Annotated in this window: 17 protein-coding genes; 9 read left to right on the forward strand and 8 right to left on the reverse strand. The window is 72.8% G+C overall.

The features are described 5' to 3' along the window. Positions 1-7: 7 nt before the first annotated feature. The 5 genes from BO39_RS35140 to BO39_RS15995 all read left to right on the forward strand — a co-directional run bounded on the left by BO39_RS35140 (position 8) and on the right by BO39_RS15995 (position 6,768). The gene (locus tag BO39_RS35140; protein WP_084698159.1) at positions 8-973 is read left to right on the forward strand and encodes an RNA-binding protein; all 966 of its coding nucleotides are present in this window, start codon (positions 8-10) and stop codon (positions 971-973) included. A gap of 89 nt (positions 974-1,062) precedes the next feature. Beyond that, positions 1,063-4,539, forward strand: coding sequence for a translation initiation factor IF-2 (infB, locus tag BO39_RS35225; RefSeq protein WP_420493642.1), 3,477 nt, complete (start codon positions 1,063-1,065; stop codon positions 4,537-4,539). An 82-nt stretch (positions 4,540-4,621) separates the two neighbouring features. Beyond that, the gene (rbfA, locus tag BO39_RS15985; protein ID WP_043835144.1) at positions 4,622-5,065 is read left to right on the forward strand and encodes a 30S ribosome-binding factor RbfA; all 444 of its coding nucleotides are present in this window, start codon (positions 4,622-4,624) and stop codon (positions 5,063-5,065) included. A 23-nt stretch (positions 5,066-5,088) separates the two neighbouring features. Next, the gene (locus tag BO39_RS15990) at positions 5,089-5,457 is read left to right on the forward strand and encodes an acyl-CoA thioesterase (protein ID WP_043835299.1); all 369 of its coding nucleotides are present in this window, start codon (positions 5,089-5,091) and stop codon (positions 5,455-5,457) included. Positions 5,458-5,748: 291 nt separating this feature from the next. After that, complete coding sequence (locus BO39_RS15995; RefSeq protein ID WP_043835145.1) at positions 5,749-6,768, forward strand: apurinic/apyrimidinic endonuclease family protein; 1,020 nt, start codon at positions 5,749-5,751, stop codon at positions 6,766-6,768. 238 nt (positions 6,769-7,006) lie between these two features. On the opposite strand, the gene BO39_RS16000 is transcribed toward BO39_RS15995, so the two are convergent. The 6 genes from BO39_RS16000 to sppA form a co-directional block, all read right to left on the reverse strand. Continuing rightward, the gene (locus tag BO39_RS16000; RefSeq protein WP_043835147.1) at positions 7,007-8,191 is read right to left on the reverse strand and encodes a fumarylacetoacetate hydrolase family protein; all 1,185 of its coding nucleotides are present in this window, start codon (positions 8,189-8,191) and stop codon (positions 7,007-7,009) included. Positions 8,192-8,538: 347 nt separating this feature from the next. Next, positions 8,539-9,873, reverse strand: coding sequence for an aspartate aminotransferase family protein (locus BO39_RS16005; RefSeq protein WP_043835149.1), 1,335 nt, complete (start codon positions 9,871-9,873; stop codon positions 8,539-8,541). Next, positions 9,870-10,910 carry a phosphotransferase gene (locus BO39_RS16010; protein WP_043835151.1) on the reverse strand — a complete coding sequence of 347 codons (1,041 nt, stop codon included), beginning with the start codon at positions 10,908-10,910 and terminating at the stop codon, positions 9,870-9,872. The genes BO39_RS16005 and BO39_RS16010 overlap by 4 nt, the downstream gene beginning before the upstream one ends. 25 nt (positions 10,911-10,935) lie before the next feature. Then, positions 10,936-11,295 carry a lipopolysaccharide assembly protein LapA domain-containing protein gene (locus tag BO39_RS16015; RefSeq protein ID WP_084698160.1) on the reverse strand — a complete coding sequence of 120 codons (360 nt, stop codon included), beginning with the start codon at positions 11,293-11,295 and terminating at the stop codon, positions 10,936-10,938. Positions 11,296-11,319: 24 nt separating this feature from the next. After that, positions 11,320-11,640, reverse strand: coding sequence for an integration host factor subunit beta (gene ihfB, locus BO39_RS16020; protein ID WP_043835153.1), 321 nt, complete (start codon positions 11,638-11,640; stop codon positions 11,320-11,322). A gap of 60 nt (positions 11,641-11,700) precedes the next feature. Further along, a complete protein-coding gene (gene sppA, locus BO39_RS16025; RefSeq protein WP_084698161.1) occupies positions 11,701-12,762 on the reverse strand; it encodes a signal peptide peptidase SppA in 1,062 nt (353 codons plus the stop codon). 274 nt (positions 12,763-13,036) lie between these two features. Here sppA and BO39_RS16030 point away from each other — a divergent pair, with 274 nt between their 5' ends. Continuing rightward, positions 13,037-13,453, forward strand: coding sequence for a hypothetical protein (locus BO39_RS16030; RefSeq protein ID WP_043835156.1), 417 nt, complete (start codon positions 13,037-13,039; stop codon positions 13,451-13,453). Between the two features lie 331 nt (positions 13,454-13,784). Here BO39_RS16030 and rpsO read toward each other — a convergent pair whose 3' ends face one another. Then, on the reverse strand, positions 13,785-14,057 hold the full coding sequence (gene rpsO / locus BO39_RS16035; RefSeq protein ID WP_043835158.1) for a 30S ribosomal protein S15: 273 nt from the start codon (positions 14,055-14,057) through the stop codon (positions 13,785-13,787). A gap of 24 nt (positions 14,058-14,081) precedes the next feature. After that, on the reverse strand, positions 14,082-15,128 hold the full coding sequence (gene truB, locus BO39_RS16040) for a tRNA pseudouridine(55) synthase TruB (RefSeq protein WP_084698162.1): 1,047 nt from the start codon (positions 15,126-15,128) through the stop codon (positions 14,082-14,084). Positions 15,129-15,293: 165 nt separating this feature from the next. On the opposite strand from truB, the gene BO39_RS16045 reads away from it, so the two are divergent. The 3 genes from BO39_RS16045 to BO39_RS33655 all read left to right on the forward strand — a co-directional run bounded on the left by BO39_RS16045 (position 15,294) and on the right by BO39_RS33655 (position 20,133). Continuing rightward, positions 15,294-17,699 (forward strand): mechanosensitive ion channel domain-containing protein, encoded by a 2,406-nt coding sequence (locus BO39_RS16045; RefSeq protein ID WP_052402180.1) that lies wholly within the window; start codon positions 15,294-15,296, stop codon positions 17,697-17,699. Between the two features lie 444 nt (positions 17,700-18,143). Further along, a complete protein-coding gene (locus BO39_RS16050; RefSeq protein WP_245615195.1) occupies positions 18,144-18,458 on the forward strand; it encodes a hypothetical protein in 315 nt (104 codons plus the stop codon). A 70-nt stretch (positions 18,459-18,528) separates the two neighbouring features. Next, positions 18,529-20,133, forward strand: a complete 1,605-nt coding sequence (locus BO39_RS33655) for a cytochrome ubiquinol oxidase subunit I (RefSeq protein ID WP_043835161.1) — start codon at positions 18,529-18,531, stop codon at positions 20,131-20,133. Positions 20,134-20,136 lie beyond the last annotated feature (3 nt).

Consider the following 20,136-nt stretch of genomic DNA (forward strand, 5'->3'; position numbering starts at 1 on the left):
TCCCCAGATGCCGGACGGCACCCCCGACGAGGTGCCGCCCGGCGCTCCCCCCGAGGCGGCGAGCCTGCCCGGCGAGGCCTCCGGCCCGCCGGGCCAGCCGGACGCGGAGGAGCGTGGGCCGCTGCGCCGCTGCATCGTCACGCGCGAGAGCCTGCCGAAGGAGGCGATGATCCGCTTCGTGCTCGGCCCGGCGCGGGAGCTGGTGCCGGACCTCGGCGGGCGCATGCCCGGGCGGGGAATGTGGTTGAGCGCGCGCGGCGATGTGCTAGAACGCGCTCTCAGCCGCGGGGCCTTCACGAGGGCCGCCCGCGGCCCGGTGCATCCGATGCCCGACCTGCGCGCGGCGATCGCGGACGGGTTGCGTCGGCGTATCCGGGACCAGGTCGGCCTTGCGCGGCGCGCGGGGCAGGCGGTGGTCGGCTTCCAGCAGGCGCGCGAATGGCTCCAGGCCGGACGCGCGGCCCTGCTGGTCGAGGCGGCGGATGGAAGCGCGTCCGAGCGGTCGCGGCTGGTGGGTGGCCATCCGGTCCCCGTCGTCACGGTGCTCGATGCGGCGGAGCTGGGTGCGGTGTTCGGTCGGGATCACGCGGTCCACGTGGCGGTGGCGACGGGCCGGTTGGCTGGGGGCATCCTCGCGGAGGCCGCCCGGCTCGCCGGCGTGCTGAGCGACGAACCGGCCCCCGCGCCACGGCGCGGCCCGGGGCCGAAGCATGGCCCGGCGGAGGCGAGGGGCGGCAAGCGGGGGAACAAGGCCCCTGGCACCGAGCCCTCCGAGGCGCCACATGGCGCGGGAAGGGCCCGTCCGCAGAGGACGGGCGAATCGGGCCACCCGGCAGCGGGCGGCCCTGACGAGGCGACCCGGGGGAAGAGCTCCCGCGGTGGCCATGGCCCGGCGTCCCGGAAGGACGGCAGGCAGGAAGCGCGCCCTCGGCGCGGAGGGGAGCCGGCCGTGCCAGTGACGCAAAAGCAATGAGCCGCTAGCCGGCCAGACGGCAACGGGGTTGCGGGGAAGGTGCTTCCCCCTGGCCCCAAAGGCGCCATGCCGACGGCATGGCCCTGGGGATGCGCGCCCCTGACGGCGCGATGGAATGGATGGGCCGCCCCTCGGGCGCGGCCGGCGCCCGGGGGCAGGACCCGGCGGGTGCCTTGGAGATGAGTGTGCCTGACAGCAAGCTGGATACGGAAAACCCGGGTTCGGGTGACGACAACACGCAGGATGGGGCGAAGGGCCGGCTGTCGCTGCGCCCCGGTGGACGCATGGAGCTCGGCAAGACCGAGCAGGCCGGGAGCGTGCGCCAGTCCTTCAGCCATGGCCGCAGCAAGACCGTGCAGGTCGAGGTCGTGAAGAAGCGGGCGACCGGCCCGGGCGGCGCCCCCGCCGCGTCCGGTGCCGCGCCGCGCCCGCCCGGCCCGCAGGCCGCGGGTCCCGCCCGTGCCGGCGGCCCGCCCCGCGCCGGCGGCCCCGCCCGCGCGGCCGGCCCCGCCCCGGCCCCCGGCCGCCCGCTGACCCAGGGCGAGCAGGCCAACCGCCTGCGCGTGCTGGAGGAGATGCGGCGCCAGGAGGCGGAGCGTCAGCGCCAGGAGCGCGAGCAGCAGGCGCTGCTGGTGCGTTCCGCCAATGAGGAAGCGCAGCGCCGCCAGGAGGAGGAGCGCCGCGCGGCCGAGGAGGCCGCCGAGCGCGCCGCCGAGGCGCGGCGCCGTGCCGAGGAGGAGGCGCGCCGCGCCCAGGCCGAGGCACCGCCCCCAGCCCCAGCTCCCGCGCCGGTGGAGGCCCGTGCGCCGGAGCCTCAGGCCCCTGCGCCGGAGGCCCCCCGTGCGCCCGAGCGGCCGGTGGAGCGCGCGCCCGAGCGCCCGGCGCCCGCCGCCGCCCGCCCGAATCCCGCGCCGCGCCCGGCCGAGGAGGCGCCCCGCGCCGCCACGCCGCGCGAGGACCGCGGACCCGGTGGTTTCGGGACCCGCCCCGCGGCCGGTGGCGACCGTGCCTATGTGCAGCGGCCGGCGGCTGCCCCGAGCGGCGACCGCAGCTACGTGCAGCGCCCCGCCGCGGGCCCGAGCGGCGACCGCGGCTACGTGCAGCGCCCCGCGGCCGGCCCGAGCGGTGACCGCGGTTACGCGCAGCGCCCCGCCGGTGGCCCTGGTGGCGACCGCGGCTACGCGCCGCGCCCTGCCGGCGGTCCCGGTGGCGACCGCGGTTATGCGCCCCGCCCTGCGGGTGGTCCCGGCGGCGACCGCGGCTATGTGCAGCGTCCTGCCGGCGGACCTGGCGGCGACCGCGGCTATGCGGCGCGTCCGGCCGGTGGCCCTGGCGGCGATCGCGGCTACGCGCCGCGCCCTGCCGGCGGTCCCGGTGGGGACCGCGCCGGCTACGCCCCGCGCGCCGGTGGCCCGGGTGGCTACGGTGCCGGTGCCGGTGCGCCTCTCGCGGCGCGCCGCCCCGGCCCCGTGCCGAGCAGCCTGCCGGCCGGTGGCCCCAAGCTGTCGCTGCGCCCGCGCGGCCCCGGCGAGGGTCCGCCCCCCGGGAGCATGGAGGACGAGAACCGCCGTCCGCCGCCGCGCCGCCTCGGTGGGCCCAGCCCGCTCGCGGCCCGCAAGCCGGTTCCGGCCCCCGCCAAGAAGGGCCTGACCCAGACCGACCGCAAGCGCGAGGGCCGGATCGACGTCCAGGCGGCGATCGAGGGCGACGACGACCGCGGCCGCAGCCTCGCCTCCGTCCGCCGCGCCCGCGAGCGCGAGCGGCGGCAGGCGGAGCTTGCCCGGTTGCGTTCGGGCCAGGAGCGCGTCGTTCGCGACGTGGTCATCCCCGACGTCATCACCGTGCAAGAGCTGGCCAACCGTATGGCGGCCCGCGCCGGCGAGGTGGTGAAGGCGCTGTTCCGCATGGGCGTGATGGCGACCATCACGCAGTCCATCGACGCCGACACGGCGGAGCTGGTGGCGACCGAGTTCGGCCACCGCGTGCGCCGCGTCTCGGAAGCCGACGTGGAGCAGGGCCTTGAGGGCGAGGCCGACACCGAGGAGGCGCTGGAGCCGCGCCCGCCGGTGGTCACCATCATGGGCCACGTCGACCACGGCAAGACGAGCCTGCTGGACGCGCTGCGCAAGACCGACGTGGCCGGCCGCGAGGCCGGTGGCATCACGCAGCACATCGGCGCCTACATGATCCAGATCCCCAGCGGGGATCGGGTGACCTTCATCGACACGCCCGGCCACGAGGCCTTCACGGCCATGCGTGCCCGCGGTGCGGGGGTGACGGACATGGTGGTGCTGGTGGTGGCCGCCGATGACGGCGTCATGCCCCAGACGATCGAGGCGATCCGCCACGCTCGCGCGGCGGCGGTGCCGCTCATCGTGGCCGTCAACAAGATCGACAAGCAGGGCGTGAACCTCGACCGCGTGCGGCAGGAGCTGCTGCAGCACGAGGTGGTGGTGGAATCCCTGGGCGGCGACGTGCAGGAGATCCAGGTCTCGGCTACCAAGGGGACGAACCTCGACAAGCTGCTCGAGGCGATCATCCTCCAGGCCGAGATCCTCGACCTGCGCGCCAACCCGAACCGCGCCGCCGAGGGCACGGTGCTGGAGAGCAAGCTCGACAAGGGGCGGGGTCCGGTCGCGACCGTCCTCATCCAGAAGGGCACGCTCAACCAGGGCGACATCGTCGTGGCCGGCGCCGAGTGGGGTCGCATCCGCGCGATCATCGACGACATGGGCATTCCGCTCACGGGTGCCGAGCCGTCGGAGCCGGTGGAGATCCTTGGCCTGTCCGGCGTGCCGTCGGCGGGCGAGACCTTCGTGGCCGTCGAGGACGAGACGCGGGCGCGCGAGATCACTGAGTTCCGTCAGCGCAAGGCGCGCGAGAAGCAGACCGCCGCGGCGGGTGCGGCGCGCGGCACGCTGAACGACATGCTGGCCCGCATCCAGGCAGGCGAGCAGAAGGAGGTGGCGGTCGTCGTCAAGGCGGACGTGCAGGGCTCGGCGGAGGCGCTCGGCGTCACCCTCGGCAAGCTCTCGCGCGAGGAGGTCAGGGTGCGGGTGCTGCACTCGGCGGTCGGGCAGATCACCGAGAGCGACATCCAGCTCGCCAAGGCCTCCAACGCCGTGGTCATCGCCTTCAACGTCCGCGCCACGGTGCAGGCGCGGGAGCTGGCGACGCGCGACGGGGTCGAGATCCGCTACTACTCGATCATCTACGAGGTGGCCGACGATATCGAGAAGCTGGTCCGCGGCAAGCTCGCCCCGATCCAGCGCGAGAAGTTCCTCGGCTACGCGCAGATCCTGCAGGTGTTCGAGGTCAAGCGCCTCGGGAACATCGCGGGCTGCCGCGTGACCGAGGGCGTGGTCAAGCGCGGGGCGGGTGTCCGCCTGCTGCGCAACGGCGTGGTCATCCACCAGGGCACGCTCTCCACGCTGCGTCGCTTCAAGGATGACGTGAAGGAGGTCGCGAACGGCTACGAGTGCGGCATGTCCTTCGCGAACTACAACGACATCCGCGTCGACGACCAGATCGAGTGCTACGAGACGGAGACGGTGGCGGCGGTCTGATCCGCCCCACCCCTTCGGGACGACCATCCCGCCGCGCCCGGTACGAACCGGGCGCGGCGGACCCTTTTAAGGCTCTTTGACTATGCCCAAGCACATTGCCAAGACGGCCGCCCCCTCTCAGCGGATGCTCCGCGTGGCCGAGGAGGTGCGGCACGCGCTCTCCTCCGTCTTCGCCCGCGGCGACCTGCGCGATCCCGAGCTTGCGGATGCGCGGGTGACGGTGACGGAGGTGCGCGCCTCGCCCGACCTAAAGCACATGACCGTTTTCGTCTCGCGCCTGGGCGCGACGGCGGACAAGGCGCTGCTCGACCTGCTGCGGCGGAACCAACCGGATCTGCGCCGGCAGGTCGCGCGCACCGTCCGGCTGAAGTTCGCGCCCGAGCTTCATTTTCAGGCCGACACGGCGCTCGATCATGCGATGCATATCGACGCGCTGATGCGTCGACCCGAGGTCGCGCGCGACCTGGGCCCCCGTGACCCGAGCTTGGGCGAGCCCGACATCGAGCAGGACGACCAGACGCCGTGAACGAGCCTCACCAGCCGCCCGAGATGGCCCCGATGATCCGGACCATCGCCATGCCCGCCGACACCAATCCGGCGGGCGACATCTTCGGGGGCTGGCTGATGGCTCAGATGGACCTGGCGGCCGGCAACGCCGCCTCCCGCCGCGCGCGGGGGCGCTGCGCGACCGTCGCGGTGGAGGGGATGACCTTCCACCGGCCCGTCCACGTCGGGGACGAGGTGAGCCTCTACGCGCGCATCCTCTCGGTGGGGCGGACCTCGCTGCGCGTGCAGGTGGAGGCCTGGCGGCGCGAGCGGCACTCGGACCTGCGGGAGCGGGTGACGGAAGCGGCCTTCACCTTCGTCGCGCTGGATCCGGACGGGCGGCCAAGGCCGCTGCCCGCGGAGGGGAGCTGAGAGGGGCTGGTGCTTGTGGCCGCCAGAGAGGGCTCTGCCCTCTCCGGCACCTCTCCCGCCAAGGGCCTGAGGCCCTTGGATCCCCATCTGGCTGTTGCGGAACCTTTCTGAGCGTGTTGTCGCCTCGGGTCCATGACCCGAGGCCCACCGGCCTTAGAACCATTCAAACAGATAGAAGAAGATGATGGTGAGGGGTCTGGGGAGAGGAAGAATTCCTTCTTCCTCTCCCCAGGGCCACAAGTGCCGGCCTCCCCCCTGATACCTCCCGGCCCCCGCGCCGTTGAGGAGGGCATGGACACGCCTCGGATTGCCTGGGTCTGCAACTGGCTGGACCCCAGCCTGCCCGTGAAGGAGCAGGCCGCATTGAACTTGCGGGACACGACGGTGACCGCCTTGCAGCGGATGGAGCGGTCGGCGGCCATCGAGAAGCTGATGGGGCTGGTGCGTACGAACGGGGAGACGCTGCTGGCGCAGATCTCTCGCACCGCGCGGCTGCCGCCGGGGCAGCGGGCCATGCGGATGGCGAGCAACGTGCTGCCGGCCTACAGCCACCCCGCGATCCGGCCGCTCTATGACGAGCCGGCGCTGCGGCGGCTGGTGGAGACGAGCCTGGCGCCGGCGGGGCAGGCGGCGATCCGCGGGGGCGTGCGGCTCTCGTTGCATCCGGGGCAGTACACGGTGCTGGCAACGGAGCGCGAGGGGACGCGCCAGGCGGCGGTGGCGGACCTCGAGTACCACACGGAGGTGATGCGGCTGCTCGGCCATGCCGGCGGATGGCATCCGCATGGCGCGCATATCAACGTGCATGCGGGCGCGCGGGCGGCGGGGATCGAGGCGTTCCGGTCGGGGCTGGCGCTGCTGTCCGAGGATGCGCGGGGGCTGCTGACGGTCGAGAACGAGGAGACGGCCTACGGGCTGGAGGACCTGCTGCCGCTGGCGGATGCGCTGCCGATCGTGCTCGACCTGCACCACCACTGGGTGGTGACGGGTGAGTACATCCAGCCGGAGGATCCGCGTGTCGCGCGCGTGATCGAATCCTGGCGCGGGACGCGGCCGGTGCTGCATGTCAGCGCGCCGCGGCCGGAGCTGGCGCCGGGGCAGGATCCCGACGTGCTGCCGGACCGGGAGGCGCTGATTGCCGCTGGCTGCTCGGCGCGCGACCTGCGGGCGCATGCGACGCGGCTGTGGAACCGGGCGCATGCCGAGTGGGCGGCGCGGCACCTTGCCTGGGGGGATATCGAGGTGGAGGCGAAGGACAAGAACCTGGCGAGCGCGGAATTCGCGCGGGTCTGCTTTCCGGTTCCGGCTTAGGGCTGGTTCTTGCGGCCTTGGAGAGGGCTCTGCCCTCTCCGCACATCCGAGGCAGTGCCTCGGATCCGCCAGGAGCCTGAGGCCCCTGGACCCGCCTTTGGGGTGCCCATCATGCGCGTATCGTCGCCTCGGGTCATGGACCCGGGGCGCACCGGCCGTGAAGCCTTTCAAACATGAAGAAAAAGATGATGGAGAGGGGTTCGGGGAGAGGAAGAATTCTTTCTTCCTCTCCCCGGGGTCACCCGCGCAACAGCCCCCGTTGCGCGAGGGAGCGCATGAGATGGCCCGCACCGAAGGTCCAGGGCTCGCACTCGTTAGTGGCGCGCATGCGGTTGACGAGGGCGCCGAGTTGGGGCGCGGCGATGGTGACGATGTCGTTCATCGCGTGGGTGAAGCCCTTGCCCGGGGCGCCGCGGTCGGCCACGGGCGCGAACATGGTGCCGAGGAAGAGCACGGCGCCGTCGGGGTATTGGTGATGCGGGCCGATCATCTGGGCGACGAGGTCGGCGGGGTCGCGGCTGATGAGGGCGATGGAGGAGGAGCCCTCCAGGCGGAAGCCGTCGTCGCCCTCCACCACCAGGGTGACGGTGGTCTGGCGGCTGCTGTCGAGGGTGAAGCGGCCGTCGAAGAGGCGGAGGCAGGGGCCGAGGACGCAGGCGGCGTTGTTGTCCTTCGCCTTGCCGAGCAGCAGGGCGGAGCGGCCCTCCACGTCGCGCAGGTTCACGTCGTTGCCGAGCATCGCGCCGACGATGGCGCCGCGGGAGGAGACGGCGAGCGCTACCTCGGGCTCCGGGTTGTTCCAGGAGGAGGAGGGGTGCAGGCCCGCGTCCATGCCGGTGCCGACGGCGGACATCGGCGGGGCCTTGGTGAAGATCTCGGCGTCGGGGCCGATGCCGACTTCCAGGTACTGGCTCCAGGCGCCCTGGGCGACCAGCACCTCCTTCAGGCGCATCGCCTCGGGCGAGCCGGGACGGAGGCGGGAGAGGTCGTCCCCGACGAGGCGCACCACCTCCTCGCGGATGGCGGCGGCAGCGGCGGGGTTGCCGCGGGCGCGCTCCTCGATCACCCGCTCGAGCATGGAGACGGCGAAGGTGACGCCGGCGGCCTTGATGGCCTGCAGGTCCACCGGGGCGAGCAGCCAGGGGCGAGACCGGTCCCGCGTGTCGGGCGGCGTGTTGGCCAGGATTTCGGTGAGGGTGCCGATCCGCTCGCCTTCCGCGGCGGCAAGGGCGGCGGCCGGGTCGGGTTCCTCGCAGAGGGCGGAGACGGTGAGGAAACGGGTGGTGACGTCGATGACGTCCTCTCCGCGGAGGGCGACGACGGAGGGGCCGCCGAACTCGGGGCGCCAGGCGCGGCCGACAAGCGCGGCCTCCCGCCAGTCGGAGGGCATTACCTGGGCGGGGTCGAGCCGGATGTTCGGCATGGGATTTCCTCGGGTCGTTGGCGCGGCGTGGCGCAAGGGGAGGATGGAGGAGCGGCGTGGGGGGTTGAAGCCCCCTCGGCGGGTCCTGGCTGGCCAGCGCCGGCGACTCCGGGGGAGGAAGAAGGAATTCTTCCTCCCCCGGCCCCCGTCGAAGGCAGTGCCTTCGACCATCTTTTTCTTCAAACTTTGGATGTTCCGCGGATGGTGCGCCTCGGGTCGATGACCCGAGGCGACGGCCTGTTCAGGAAGGTTCCGCGATAGCCTGATGGGGATCCAAGGGCCTCAGGTCCTTGGCGGGTGAGGTCTGGAGAGAGCAGCGCCCTCTCCAGGGGCCGCAGCGCCCCGCCTCAGAGCACCGCGTCGAGCGTGTCCAGGAAGAGGTCCGCCTGTTCGGCCGAGAGGCAGAGGGGCGGGCGGATCTTGAGGATGTTGGCGCCCGGGCCGGAGGCGCTGATGAGGACGCCGCGCTCGCGCAGGGCGTTGACGATGCGGGTGGTCTCGGCGGTGGCGGGTTCCTTCGTTGCGAGGTCCTGCACGAGTTCGGCGCCGATGGAGAGTCCGGCGCCGCGAACATCGCCGAGGATTTCGTGACGCGTGGCGAGGGAGCGGAGGCCGGCGAGGAGGCGGGTGCCGATGGTGGCGGCGTTGGCGGGCAGGGCTTCGTCGCGCAGGACGTGGAGCACGGCGAGGGCGGCGGCGGCGGAGACGGGATTGCCGCCGAAGGTGTTGAAGTAGCGGGCGCGGCTGCCGAAGCGCTCCAGCAGCTCGGGGCGGATCGCCAGGCCCGCGACGGGATGGCCGTTGCCCATGGGCTTGCCCATGGTGACGATGTCGGGCTCCGCCCCGTGGCGCTCGAAGCCCCACATGCCGCCGGTGCGGCCGAAGCCCGGCTGGACCTCGTCGGCGATGAAGAGGGCACCGGCGGCGCGGGCGGCGGCGGCGGCCTCGGCGAGGAAGCCGGCGGGGTCGGGGAAGACGCCGTCGGAGGTGAACATCGTGTCCACCAGCAGGGCGCAGGGCCGGATGCCGTGGCGGGCGAGGCCGGCGAAGGCGGCGGCGATATCGGCGGCGAAGCGGGCGGGCATGTCCGGGCCGCCGCGATAGGCGTCGGGGGCGGGGACTGTCGCGACGTGGCGGCCGAGCGGAACGCCCTCGCCGAGGGAGGGGGAGAGTTCGGCGAGCGAGGCGGTGACGCCGTGATAGGCGAGCGCGGTGACGACGATGCCCTCGCCGCCCGTATGGGCGCGCGCGATGCGCAGCGCCAGGTCGTTCGCCTCCGAGCCCGTGCAGGTGAACATGACGTGGCCGGTTCCTGGGCCGAGGGCCGGCGGCAGGGTGGCGAGAAGCGCTTCGGCGAGGTCGAGCACCGTGTCGTGGAGGTAGCGGGTGTGGGTGTTCAGGCGCGCGGCCTGGGCGGCGATGGCCTCCACCACGCGGGGGTGCGCGTGGCCGAGGGAGGCGACGTTGTTGTAGCAGTCGAGGTAACGGCGACCCTCGGCGTCGAAGAGCCAGGCGCCTTCGCCGCGAACCAGGTGGAGGGGGTTCTCGTAGAAGAGGCGGTAGGCGGGGCCGAGGAGGCGCTGGCGGCGCTCGACCATCGCGCGCTCCCGCGGGGAAAGGGCCGTGGCGGCCGCCGGGTCGAAGGCGTTGATCATCGCCATGCCGTGCGGGGGGCTGGTCATGCTTCCGCTCCCATTCCTTCAGGGGCCAGGCGGGCGAGGGTTTCGAGGCCGGCGCGGGCGCGGGGCAGGTTGCGCTGGATATAGGCGGCGTTCTCGGGCTGGAGGCGGGAGCGCCAGCCCGTGATGAGCACCGTCATCGCCATGCGGGTGGCGATCAGGGCGGGGAGGAGGACGGCCTCCCCCTCCGGCAGGGGGAGGACGGCGCGGTAGCCGGCGAGGAAGGCGCGCGGGCCGGCGAAGGGGTCGCCTTCGGGCGAGAGGAGGTAGGCGCAGGCGGTCGCGACCTCCTGCAGGCGCGGGGCGCGGAGCATGTCGCCGAAGTCGATGAGGCCGGTCAGCCGCGCGGGGTCATCGGGGTCCACGAGGACGTTGTGGGGGTTGAGGTCGTTGTGGATGACGCCGCCGGGCAGGGTGGCGAGGATCGGCGCGGCGTGCCCCTCGAAGCGGTCGAGCGCAGCCTCGGCGAGGGTGCGGAGCGCGGGGTCCGCGATATCCGGCAGGAAGGCGCGCAGGCGGGGCGCCTCGCGCAGGTCCCAGACGAGGCGGCGGGCGTCGGCGGGGTGGGAGAAGCCCTCAAGCGCGCGGTTCAGGCGGGCGGCAAGGCTGCCGAGCGCGCGGGCACGGGCCGGGCCGGCGGCGGCCGTCATCGGCACGCCCGGCAGATAGGTGAGGACGCGGAGCAGGCAGGGGCGGCCGTCCCGCGCCGGGTGGGGGAGGGCGGTGGCGCCGCCCGCCGCGCGGAGGATGCGGGGAACGGGGAGGGACGGGTCCGCAGCCTCAAGGTGGAGAAGGGCGGCGGTCTGAAAATGGGTGATCGCCGGCGGCTCGTCGGGATGGGCGAGCTTCACCAGGAGGGGCTCGGCGCCATCCCGGTCGAGGCGGAAGTTGCGGTCGCGCTCCCCGCCCAGCGGGTGGAGGGTGCCGGCGAGGGACCAGTGGGCGAAGAGGGCGTCGCGCAGGGGCGGGACGGCGATGTCCGGCGGGGCGGCGAGGATCAGCGGGTCTTTCAGAGGATTGGGCAGCGGGCTGGCGGGCATGGGCGATGACCGGCCGCGGGCCCGGTCAGCTGGCCAGGCGGACCGCGCGGCTGCCGTTGTCGGCGTACATGGCCTCGTCGCGGGCGACCGTCTCGGCCTCCACGCGCTTGGCCTCGCGGGCGCGGAGGGTGTTCAGCTCGGCCTGGGCGGCCTCACCCTCGCGGATGCGGGCACGGGCGCGGCGGCGGGCAGGGGCCCCGGCGGCCCAGGAGACGAAGGCGCCGAGGAGGAAGGCGACGGCGGCGAAGAGGAGCACGACCGTCGCGAGCGGCGCCTGCCAGGTGAGGTCGAAGGGCCAGAGCGACACCCCCACCGGCTGCTGGTTCGACACGGCGAAGAGGATGAGGACGATCAGCAGGGGCGCGATGAGCAGCCAGCGCAGCATGGGGGTAGCTCCCGGGTGGGGGGTCTAGTCGCGGGCGGCGGCGACGCGGCGGGACTGCTGGAGCGGGCCGCCATTGACCCTTTCGCGCAGTTCCTTGCCCGGCTTGAAGTAGGGGACGGCCTTGCCGGAGACCGCAACGGACTCGCCGGTGCGCGGGTTGCGCCCCGTCCGCGCGTCGCGCTTCTTCGCGGAAAAGGCGCCGAAGCCGCGCAGCTCCACGCGGTCCCCGCGGGAGAGGGCGGCCGTGATCTCCTCGAAGATCGTGGCCACGATCAGCTCCACGTCGGGCTGGCGCAGGTGCGGGTTGGCGGCGGCGAGGGCCGCGATGAGCTCCGACTTGGTCATCCAGCGCGTGTCATGGGTGCGGTCATCGGGGGCGGCGGTCCTCTGGGGGCAGGGTGCCCCTCATCGTCCGGAAGGCTGCCAAACCGCCCAGGCGCCGTCAACGCCAAGCCCTTCTGAAATCACGCTTTTCAGGGCCCCCCGCAGCACGGAAGCCACGCCGCTGCCCAGCGCCTCGCCGAAGGAGGCGCCGAAGGCGCGCTCGCGCAGGTCGCGGGCGCGGAGGTCGCGCACGGGCATGTCGGCGGGGATGTTGTGGGCGGCGGCGAGGTGGGCGCGCGCCTCGGGCTCGCCGCCGATGGCGTCCACGAGGCCGGCGGCGAGCGCCTGGCGGCCGGTCATGATGCGGCCGTCGGCAAGCGCTCGGACGCGGTCCTCGGGCATGTGGCGGCCCTCGGCGACCATGTGGATGAACATGGCGTGCAGGTCGGAGACGACGGCGGTGAGCGCCGCGCGGCCCTCCTCGCTCAGCGGACGGAAGGGGCTGGGCTGGTCCTTCAGCGGGCCGGAGGCGATGGTTTCGGCCCGGACGCCGAGGCGCTCGAGGGTCTCGTGGGCGTCGAAGGACTGCAGCAGCACGCCGATCGAGCCGGTGACGCTGCTCTCCCGCGCAAAGATCCGCTCGGCGGGCATGGCGATCATGTAGCCGGCGGAGGCGGCGGTGCCGCCGAAAAGGGCGACCACGGGCTTGCCGGCATCGCGGAAGCGGGTGAGGGCGGCGTGGAGCGATTCGCCGCCGGCCACGGTGCCGCCGGGGCTGTCCACGGTGAGCAGCATTCCGCGCACGGAGGAGGACTTCCTGGCGCGATCGATCGCCTCCAGCAGCGGGCGGTCGTCGGTGATGGTGCCGGAGACGGTCAGGCGCAGGAGGTGCGGGCCGCCGAGGCCGAGATCCGCGAGGGCCGAGGGGCCGTTCCCGCGCGTGCCGGCGAAGGCGAGGGCGGCGCCGGCGATCACGACGAGCACGGCGAGCGCCCGCCAGAGGCCGCGGCTGCGCTTGAGGCGGCGCCGGTCGAGCAGGAGATCCGCTTCCAGCCCGCCGGTCGAGGCCACGGGCCCGCGGGACGAGGCCGTAGGCCCGCCGGGCGACGCGGCGGGGGCGGATGGGGAGGAGGGGTCGGCCATGCGCCGGATATGCGCGCGCCCGCGCAACGGCGCCAGGGGCCGGTGTCGTGCCGATGGTGTGCGAAGGTATCGGGCGGTGGCGCGCAAGGGTGTCGCGCCGGTAACACGCTGAGACGGGGTGGCGACGGCGCGGGGAATGTCGCGTGACGGAAACGATGCGAAAGACTAGGGTCTTCGGCGTCATTCCACCTCGCGGGCAGCCGCCCCGCGCCCTGGGAAGCCGCCCGGCCCGGACGCGCGGCGCGGCCCCGCGAAGCGAACGGAACCCCTCCCGATGCGTCTGCTCCTCCTCGCCCTCTCGGTGCTGCTTCTCGCCCCCTCCGCGCAGGCGCAGACCCAGCTCCGCTCCCGCGCGATCGCGAACTCGACCACGCCGCCCTCCACCGGGGACGCAACCTGCGACGACGCGGTCGCTGCCTGGCGGGCCTGCATCGCCGCCTCGCCGAAAGCCCCGGCCGACCGGGCGCAGGCGAATACCGAGGTGGACAAGTTCGTGCGTGACGTCTTCGACGCCCGCGGCTCGCACCGCGACGACCTGATCCGCGCCTGCGGGCCGACGGCCTCCGGCTACCGGCTGATGGCGGAGAACGGGACCTGCGCGGGGAACATCACGGGAGCGCGTGACGATCAGGCGACGCGCGTGGGGGCTCCGGCGGGAGCTGTCGCGGCACAGCGGCGGGGCCAGCGGTAAGGGCCCCGGCGGCGCTTGCTGCCCCGGGGAGAGAGGGAAGGAATTCTTCCTCTCCCCGGACCCCTCACCATCATCTTTTTCTTCAAATCTGAATCACTGAGCGGTCTGTGCGCCTCGGGTCACTGACCCGAGGCGACTGAACGATCAGGAAGGTTCCGCGCCAGCCAGATGAGGATCCAACGGCGTCAGGCCCTTGGCGGGGCGGGATGAACGTTGCGCGTTCACCCAGGAGGTCCGGAGAGGGCAGCGCCCTCTCCGGGAGCGCTGGCGCGGCACGAAAAAGGGGAGGGCATCGCTGCCCTCCCCTTTGCCGGTCGTGGTCGGCCGCGTCTTAGCGGCGCAGGCCGAGGCGGCCGATGAGGCTCTCGTAGCGCTGGTGGTTCTTGTTCTTCACGTAGTCGAGCAGCCCGCGGCGCTGGCCGACGAGCACGAGGAGGCCGCGGCGGGAGTGGAAGTCCTTCGGGTGGGCCTTCATGTGCTCGGTCAGCGACGAGATGCGCTCGGAGAGCAGGGCGACCTGCACCTCGGGCGAGCCGGTGTCGCCGGGGGCGGTCGCGTATTCCTGGATGAGCGCCTGGCGGCGCTCGGGGGTGATCATCGACATCGGGATATCCTAAGGTAGGGGGCTTCAGGATCCGCCGCGGGCGAGCCAGCGCTCGGGGTGGATCAATCCATCCCCCAGCCTGCACAATCCCATCAGGCGCTCCCCCACCAGCACGCGGACGAGGCCACCATCGGGCCGGGCCGCCTGAGGAACCCGGCCCATGAACTCGACCAGGGAGATCTCCTGGCCGAACGAGAGACGGGCGGCTTCGGCGTCGGTGACGGCCAGGGCCGGGATGTCGTCCAGCGCGGTCGTCACCGGCAGCAGAAGCGCCGGGGAAGGGGGCGGGGTATCCCCCGTAACGATGAGGCTGTCCAGCGGAATCGCGTGCTCCTCGCGGAAGGGGCCGACGCGCAGGCGGCGGAGCGCCGCGATATGGCCGACGGTGCCGGCGGCGCGCGCGAGGTCGCGGGCCAGCGACCGCATGTAGACGCCCTTGCCGCTTTCCACGTGGAAGATGGCGGTGTCGTCGTCCACGCGCTCTACCAGCTCGAAGCGGTCCACGCGGGCGGGGCGGGCGGCGAGCTGCACGGCCTGGCCTTCCCGCGCGAGGTCGTAGGCGCGTTCGCCTCCGACCTTGATGGCGGAGTAGATGGGCGGGACCTGCATGATGTCGCCGCGAAAGGCGGGGAGCGCCGCCTCGATCTGCTCGTTGGTCGGGCGGTGGTCGGAGGTGGCGATGGTCTTGCCGTCGGCGTCGTCGGAGTCGCGCTCGTCGCCCATCTTGAGCGTGAAGCGATAGATCTTCGTGCTGTCCATCACGTAGGGCACCGCCTTGGTGGCCGCGCCGAAGGCGATGGGCAGGATGCCGGTGGCCAGCGGGTCCAGCGTGCCGCCATGGCCGACCTTCTGGGCGTCGAAGGCGCGCTTGAGCTTCGTCACGACGTCGGTGGAGCCCATGCCGGTGGGCTTGTCGATGATCAGCCAGCCGTCGAGCGGGCGGCCCTTGGGGATGCGGTTGCGGCCGCGCGGGCCGCCCTTGGGTCCGCGCGGGCCGCCGCCCTTCGGGCCGGCGCCGCGGGGCGCCCTCTTGCCGACGCCGCCCGTGTTCACGCCGTCCTGACCCGCCATGCGCCAACTGTCCCTTCAGCCATCCGGACCGGCGCGAGCGCGGCCATGCCCCATCTCCCCGGTCGGGGAGGGCGGCCCTCTAGCACCGGGCGCGGCGGGGCGCACGGGGGATGCGCGCGGAAGAGGGTTGCGCGGTGCGATCCGCGAGGCCGCGCCCAAGGGCGCTTGACCTGGGCGGACGCGGTGGGGTCCAACCCGATCATGAGGTGTGCCCTATCATTCCTTGTTGCGCTGCTCACCCTTCTCGGGGGGGAGGCCCTTGCCCAGGCGCCGGCGCCGGCCCGCACGGCGCCCGCGACGGCCTCGCCGGCGACGGGGGCGGCCCCGCCGGCGACGGGGGCGGAGGCGGACCGGCTGCTCGGCCTGCTGCGCGACGACGCGCGGCGGGGGGAGCTGATCCGAAACCTCGAGGCGCTCTCGGCGATGTCGCGCGCGGCGCCGAATGGGGCGGCCGCGCCCGCGGCCCCGGCCACGCCGGCTGCCACGCCGGCCGCCCCTGGCGCCGCGGCGCCGGCCGGCGGGGCGCCCGCCGCCCCGGCGGAGGCGCCGGCGGATGCGGGGCTGCTCGCGCCCAACACGCTCGGCGCGCAACTGATGATGGGCGCTTCCCAGCGGCTGGCGCTGCTGTCGGACCAGATCGTCTCGGGCGTGCAGGCGGTGACGGATCTGCCGAACATCGTCTCCTGGGCCTCGGGCGTCGCGCGCGACCCGGTGACGCAGGCGCGGGTGGTGGATGCCTCCTGGAAGCTCGCGCTGCTGTTCGGCCTCGGGCTGATCGCGGAGTGGATCGTCTGGCGGGGCCTGGCGCGCTGGCGGGACCGGCTGGACGCGCGCGCGCCCGACGCGCCCAAGCCCGGCCGGGCCACGGTGTGGAACTGGCTGCGGCGCCTTCCTTTCGTGCTGGCGCGGCTCGCGCTCGACCTGCTGCCGATCGGGGCCTTCGCGATCATCTCCTACGGGCTGATCCGCGCGGTGCAGCCGCTGCCGACGACGGAGCTGGTGCTGCTGCTGGCGAACAACGCCTACATCGCGATCCGCGCGGTGATGCTCGCCTCCCGCATGCTGTTCTCACCCAACTCGGCGCATCTCAGGCTCGTGCCGATGCAGGACGAGACGGCGGCCTACATCACGGTGTGGCTGCGGCGGATCGTGGCGGTGCTGGTGGTGGGCTGGGCGGTGGCCGAGGCGGGGCTGCTGTTCGGCGTGCCCTGGGCCGTTTACGACGCGATCACGCGGCTCTCGCTGCTCATCGTCTCGCTGTTCCTCATCATCGTGGTGATGCAGAACCGGCACGCGGTGGCGGACAAGCTGCGCGCGCCGGAGTTGAAGCCGGGCGACCACCCCGACCGTTCCCGCCGCTTGTTCCGCGCGCTGCGGGACCGGCTGGCGGAGATCTGGCACGTGCTGGCGATCCTCTATCTCCTCGCGCTCTGGGGGGTTTGGGCGCTGGAGGTGCGGGACGGCTTCCCCCGCCTGCTGCGGGCGAGCGCGATGACGCTGGCGGTGCTGGCGGTCGCCAAGCTGGTGGACGAGGGGCTGCGGCGGCTGCTGGAGCGAGGTTTCCGCATCACGCCGGACCTCGCGCGCCGCTATCCGGGACTGGAGCAACGGGCCAACCGCTACCTGCCGGTGCTGAAGGGCATCGTCTCGGGCATCGTGATGCTCATCGCCTTCCTGTTCCTGCTGGAGACCTGGGGGATCGACGCCTTCGCCTGGTTCGGGCGCGGGCAGCTCGGCGCGCGGCTGCTTGGCAGCCTCGTCTCCATCGGGCTGACGGTGCTGGCGGCGATCACGGTGTGGGAGGTGACGAACGCGGCCATCCAGCGGCGGCTGACGAAGCTTTCCCGCGATACGCAGGCGGCGCGCTCGGCCCGCATCCGCACGCTGCTGCCGATGCTGCGCACCGCGCTGCTGATCATCATCATGATCTTCGTGGCGCTGAACATCCTGAGTGAGATCGGGGTAAACGTGGCGCCGCTGATCGCCGGTGCCGGTGTCGTCGGCGTGGCGATCGGCTTCGGCTCGCAGACGCTGGTGAAGGACGTGATCACCGGCATGTTCCTGCTGCTGGAGGACGCCGTCGCGGTGGGCGATACGGTGCAGATCGCCTCCATGACCGGCGTGGTGGAGCAGCTCTCCATCCGTAGCATCCGGCTGCGGGCGCTGGACGGATCGCTGCACATCATCCCCTTCAGCACCGTGACCTCCGTCACGAACATGACGCGCGACTTCGCCTTCGCCGTGCTGGACCTCTCGCTCGCCTATGGCGAGGACACGGACCGTGTGGCGAAGGTGCTGAAGGAGATTTCCGCCGAGATCCGGGCGGAGCCGCGCTGGGCCGCCGTCATCCGCGACGACATCGATGTGATGGGCGTGGACAAGCTGCTGGAGACGGGCGTGGTGATGCGGGCGCGGATGAAGACCGATCCCTCCCAGCGCTACCCGGTGGCGCGGGAGCTCTATCGCCGCATCCAGGCGCGCTTCGAGGCGGAGGGCATCCAGATCAACTCGCCCTGGCGCAAGACGCCCGAGCCGACGCCGGAAGATGACGCGGCGGCGATCGCGGCCTGAGGTCGGCGCTGGTGGCCCCGGGGAGGCTCTGCCTCCCCGGCCCCTCCGCTGGGGACCCCAACGGGGGTCCCCAGACCCCAGCGTTCTGGCTGTCGCGGATACGATGATCAGGGCCGGCGCTGGGCGGATTTTCTTGTCGGCGGGTCGGCTGTTCAGCCTTTCGCGTCAGCCAGACAAAGAAAGATGAGGGAGGGTTTGGGAGGGAGAATTCCTTCTCCCTCCCAAGGCCACTCGCACCGCGCATGGCAGCCCCGCGACTTGGCGCTTGCCTTCCCCAACAGCGGCCATAGGGTGGGGCGCATGGTTTCTCTTCGAACTCAGGGCGGGCGCCGAATGCCCCGAATTACCCTCCCGGTCGTCTGACCGGCACGCGGGCGATGCCCCGCGTCGCGGGCGGGCGGCCGGGCCAGAGCCCTCCGCCCCCCTTCGAGAGAGATTTTCCCCATGTTCGATGCCCTTCCCGGTGCCCTTCTGCCTGCGTCCCTTTCCGCCGAGGCGGAGGAGCGCGTGCTGGCCGTGCGTTATCTTGTCCGTGCGGAGGTTTCGCCCGGGTTGTTGCCGCGGTTGTTGCAGCCTTTGGCCAAGCGCGACGTGACGCCGGAGCGGTTCCGCGCGGCGCGGGAAGGCGAGGCGATGCGGGTGGAGATCGCGGCGGTGCTGCCGGAGTCGGTGGTGGAGCTGGTGGCAGGGAATATCCGCTCGGTGGTCGGCGTCACGCGGATCGAGGTCGAGCACGGAAGGGTTTCGCGGGGCGGCTGAGCGGCCACGCGTAACTGCTTGGTTCCCCGGGCGGTCGTTCCCACCTCTCCGCCAGGAGAGTCCGTGCCCCATGATCGACGCCCTTCTGCCGAGCGCCCTCGACCTCGCGCGCTTCCAGTTCGCCTTCACCGTCGTCTGGCACTTCCTGTTCCCAGCCTTCACCATCGGGCTCGCGAGCTATCTCGCGGTGCTCGAGGGGCTGTGGCTGTGGACGGGCAAGGCCGTCTATCTCGACACCTTCCGCTACTGGCTGAAGATCTTCGCGGTCGCCTTCGCCATGGGCGTCGTGTCGGGGATCGTGATGTCCTACCAGTTCGGCACGAACTGGTCGGTGCTGTCGGACAAGGCCGGCGCTGTGATCGGGCCGCTGATGGGCTACGAGGTGCTGACCGCCTTCTTCCTGGAGGCCGGGTTCCTCGGCGTCATGCTCTTCGGCATGGACCGGGTGGGCAAGGGGCTGCACATGCTGGCCACCGCCCTGGTGGCGACCGGCACCTTCTTCTCGGCCTTCTGGATCCTTTCGGCCAATTCCTGGCTGCACACGCCGGCGGGCTACGCGCTGCTGCCGGATGGGCGCTTCGTGCCCGAGGACTGGTGGGCGGTGATCTTCAATCCCTCCTTTCCCTATCGCCTCGCGCATACCGTCACGGGCGCCTACCTGACGACGGCGCTGATCGTGGGGGCGGTGGGCGCTTGGCACCTGCTGCGGGAGCGGCAGGGGCGGTTCGCGCGGCGGGATGCGGGCATGGAGAGCGCGTCGGGTGCCCGCATGACGGCCAGCACCGGCACGGCGGCCGCCGGGCACGGCGTGATGAGCGGGACCGTCCCGACCGAGCCGGCCCCGCACAGCGCCGGGGCGGAGCGCGGGCGCGAGGCGAGCGAGGCGGGGCCCAATCCGCGCGCGCGGCTGATGTTCTCGATGGCGATGTGGATGCTGCTCATCGTGGCGCCCATCCAGGCGGTGCTGGGCGATCTGCACGGGGGCAATACCTACGAGCACCAGCCGGCGAAGGTGGCGGCGATGGAGGGGCATTTCCCAACCGAGCGCGGCGCGCCCTCGATCCTGTTCGGCCTGCCGGACGCGGAGGCGGGGGAGACGCGGATGCAGATCGCGATTCCGAACCTCGCCAGCCTCTACCTGACGCATGACTGGAACGGCGAGGTGCGCGGGCTGAACGACATCCCGCGCGACCACTGGCCGACGAACATCCCGCTTGTCTTCTGGGCTTTCCGCGTGATGGTCGGACTCGGGCTGCTGATGATCACGCTCGGCGTGGCGGGCGGCGTGATGCGGCTGCGCGGGCGGCTCTACACCACGCCCTGGCTGCTGCGGGCCGCGATCGCGATGGGGCCGGCGGGGCTCTTCGCCGTGACCGCCGGGTGGATCGTCACCGAGGCGGGGCGGCAGCCCTTCACGATCTACGGGATGCTGCGCACGGCTGACAGCGCCTCGCCGATCGCGCTGCCGGCGGTCGCGACCTCGCTTGCGGCCTTCGTGGTGGTCTACTTCGTCGTGTTCGGGGCGGGTATCTGGTACCTGTTCAAGCTGTTCCAGCAGACGCCGCGGCCGCAAGAGGGCGCGCCGCCCTCCGGCCAGCCGATCCGCACGGCAGGGATCACGCCCGCGCCCTCCGCGGCGCCGGGTGCCGCGCCCGCCATCCAGCCGGCGGAGTAGGAG

Origin of the sequence: Roseomonas aerilata DSM 19363 (assembly GCF_000711725.1) — a bacterium.
Lineage (GTDB): Bacteria > Pseudomonadota > Alphaproteobacteria > Acetobacterales > Acetobacteraceae > Roseomonas > Roseomonas aerilata.

Bases quoted from the DNA above. Each gene is read 5' to 3' on its own strand.
- BO39_RS35140 (WP_084698159.1), top strand. From the start codon at position 8: ATGCCGGACGGCACCCCCGACGAGGTGCCGCCCGGCGCTCCCCCCGAG.
- infB (WP_420493642.1), top strand. From the start codon at position 1,063: ATGCGCGCCCCTGACGGCGCGATGGAATGGATGGGCCGCCCCTCGGGC.
- rbfA (WP_043835144.1), top strand. From the start codon at position 4,622: ATGCCCAAGCACATTGCCAAGACGGCCGCCCCCTCTCAGCGGATGCTC.
- BO39_RS15990 (WP_043835299.1), top strand. From the start codon at position 5,089: ATGGCCCCGATGATCCGGACCATCGCCATGCCCGCCGACACCAATCCG.
- BO39_RS15995 (WP_043835145.1), top strand. From the start codon at position 5,749: ATGGACACGCCTCGGATTGCCTGGGTCTGCAACTGGCTGGACCCCAGC.
- BO39_RS16000 (WP_043835147.1), bottom strand. From the start codon at position 8,191: ATGCCGAACATCCGGCTCGACCCCGCCCAGGTAATGCCCTCCGACTGG.
- BO39_RS16005 (WP_043835149.1), bottom strand. From the start codon at position 9,873: ATGACCAGCCCCCCGCACGGCATGGCGATGATCAACGCCTTCGACCCG.
- BO39_RS16010 (WP_043835151.1), bottom strand. From the start codon at position 10,910: ATGCCCGCCAGCCCGCTGCCCAATCCTCTGAAAGACCCGCTGATCCTC.
- BO39_RS16015 (WP_084698160.1), bottom strand. From the start codon at position 11,295: ATGCTGCGCTGGCTGCTCATCGCGCCCCTGCTGATCGTCCTCATCCTC.
- ihfB (WP_043835153.1), bottom strand. From the start codon at position 11,640: ATGACCAAGTCGGAGCTCATCGCGGCCCTCGCCGCCGCCAACCCGCAC.
- sppA (WP_084698161.1), bottom strand. From the start codon at position 12,762: ATGGCCGACCCCTCCTCCCCATCCGCCCCCGCCGCGTCGCCCGGCGGG.
- BO39_RS16030 (WP_043835156.1), top strand. From the start codon at position 13,037: ATGCGTCTGCTCCTCCTCGCCCTCTCGGTGCTGCTTCTCGCCCCCTCC.
- rpsO (WP_043835158.1), bottom strand. From the start codon at position 14,057: ATGTCGATGATCACCCCCGAGCGCCGCCAGGCGCTCATCCAGGAATAC.
- truB (WP_084698162.1), bottom strand. From the start codon at position 15,128: ATGGCGGGTCAGGACGGCGTGAACACGGGCGGCGTCGGCAAGAGGGCG.
- BO39_RS16050 (WP_245615195.1), top strand. From the start codon at position 18,144: ATGTTCGATGCCCTTCCCGGTGCCCTTCTGCCTGCGTCCCTTTCCGCC.
- BO39_RS33655 (WP_043835161.1), top strand. From the start codon at position 18,529: ATGATCGACGCCCTTCTGCCGAGCGCCCTCGACCTCGCGCGCTTCCAG.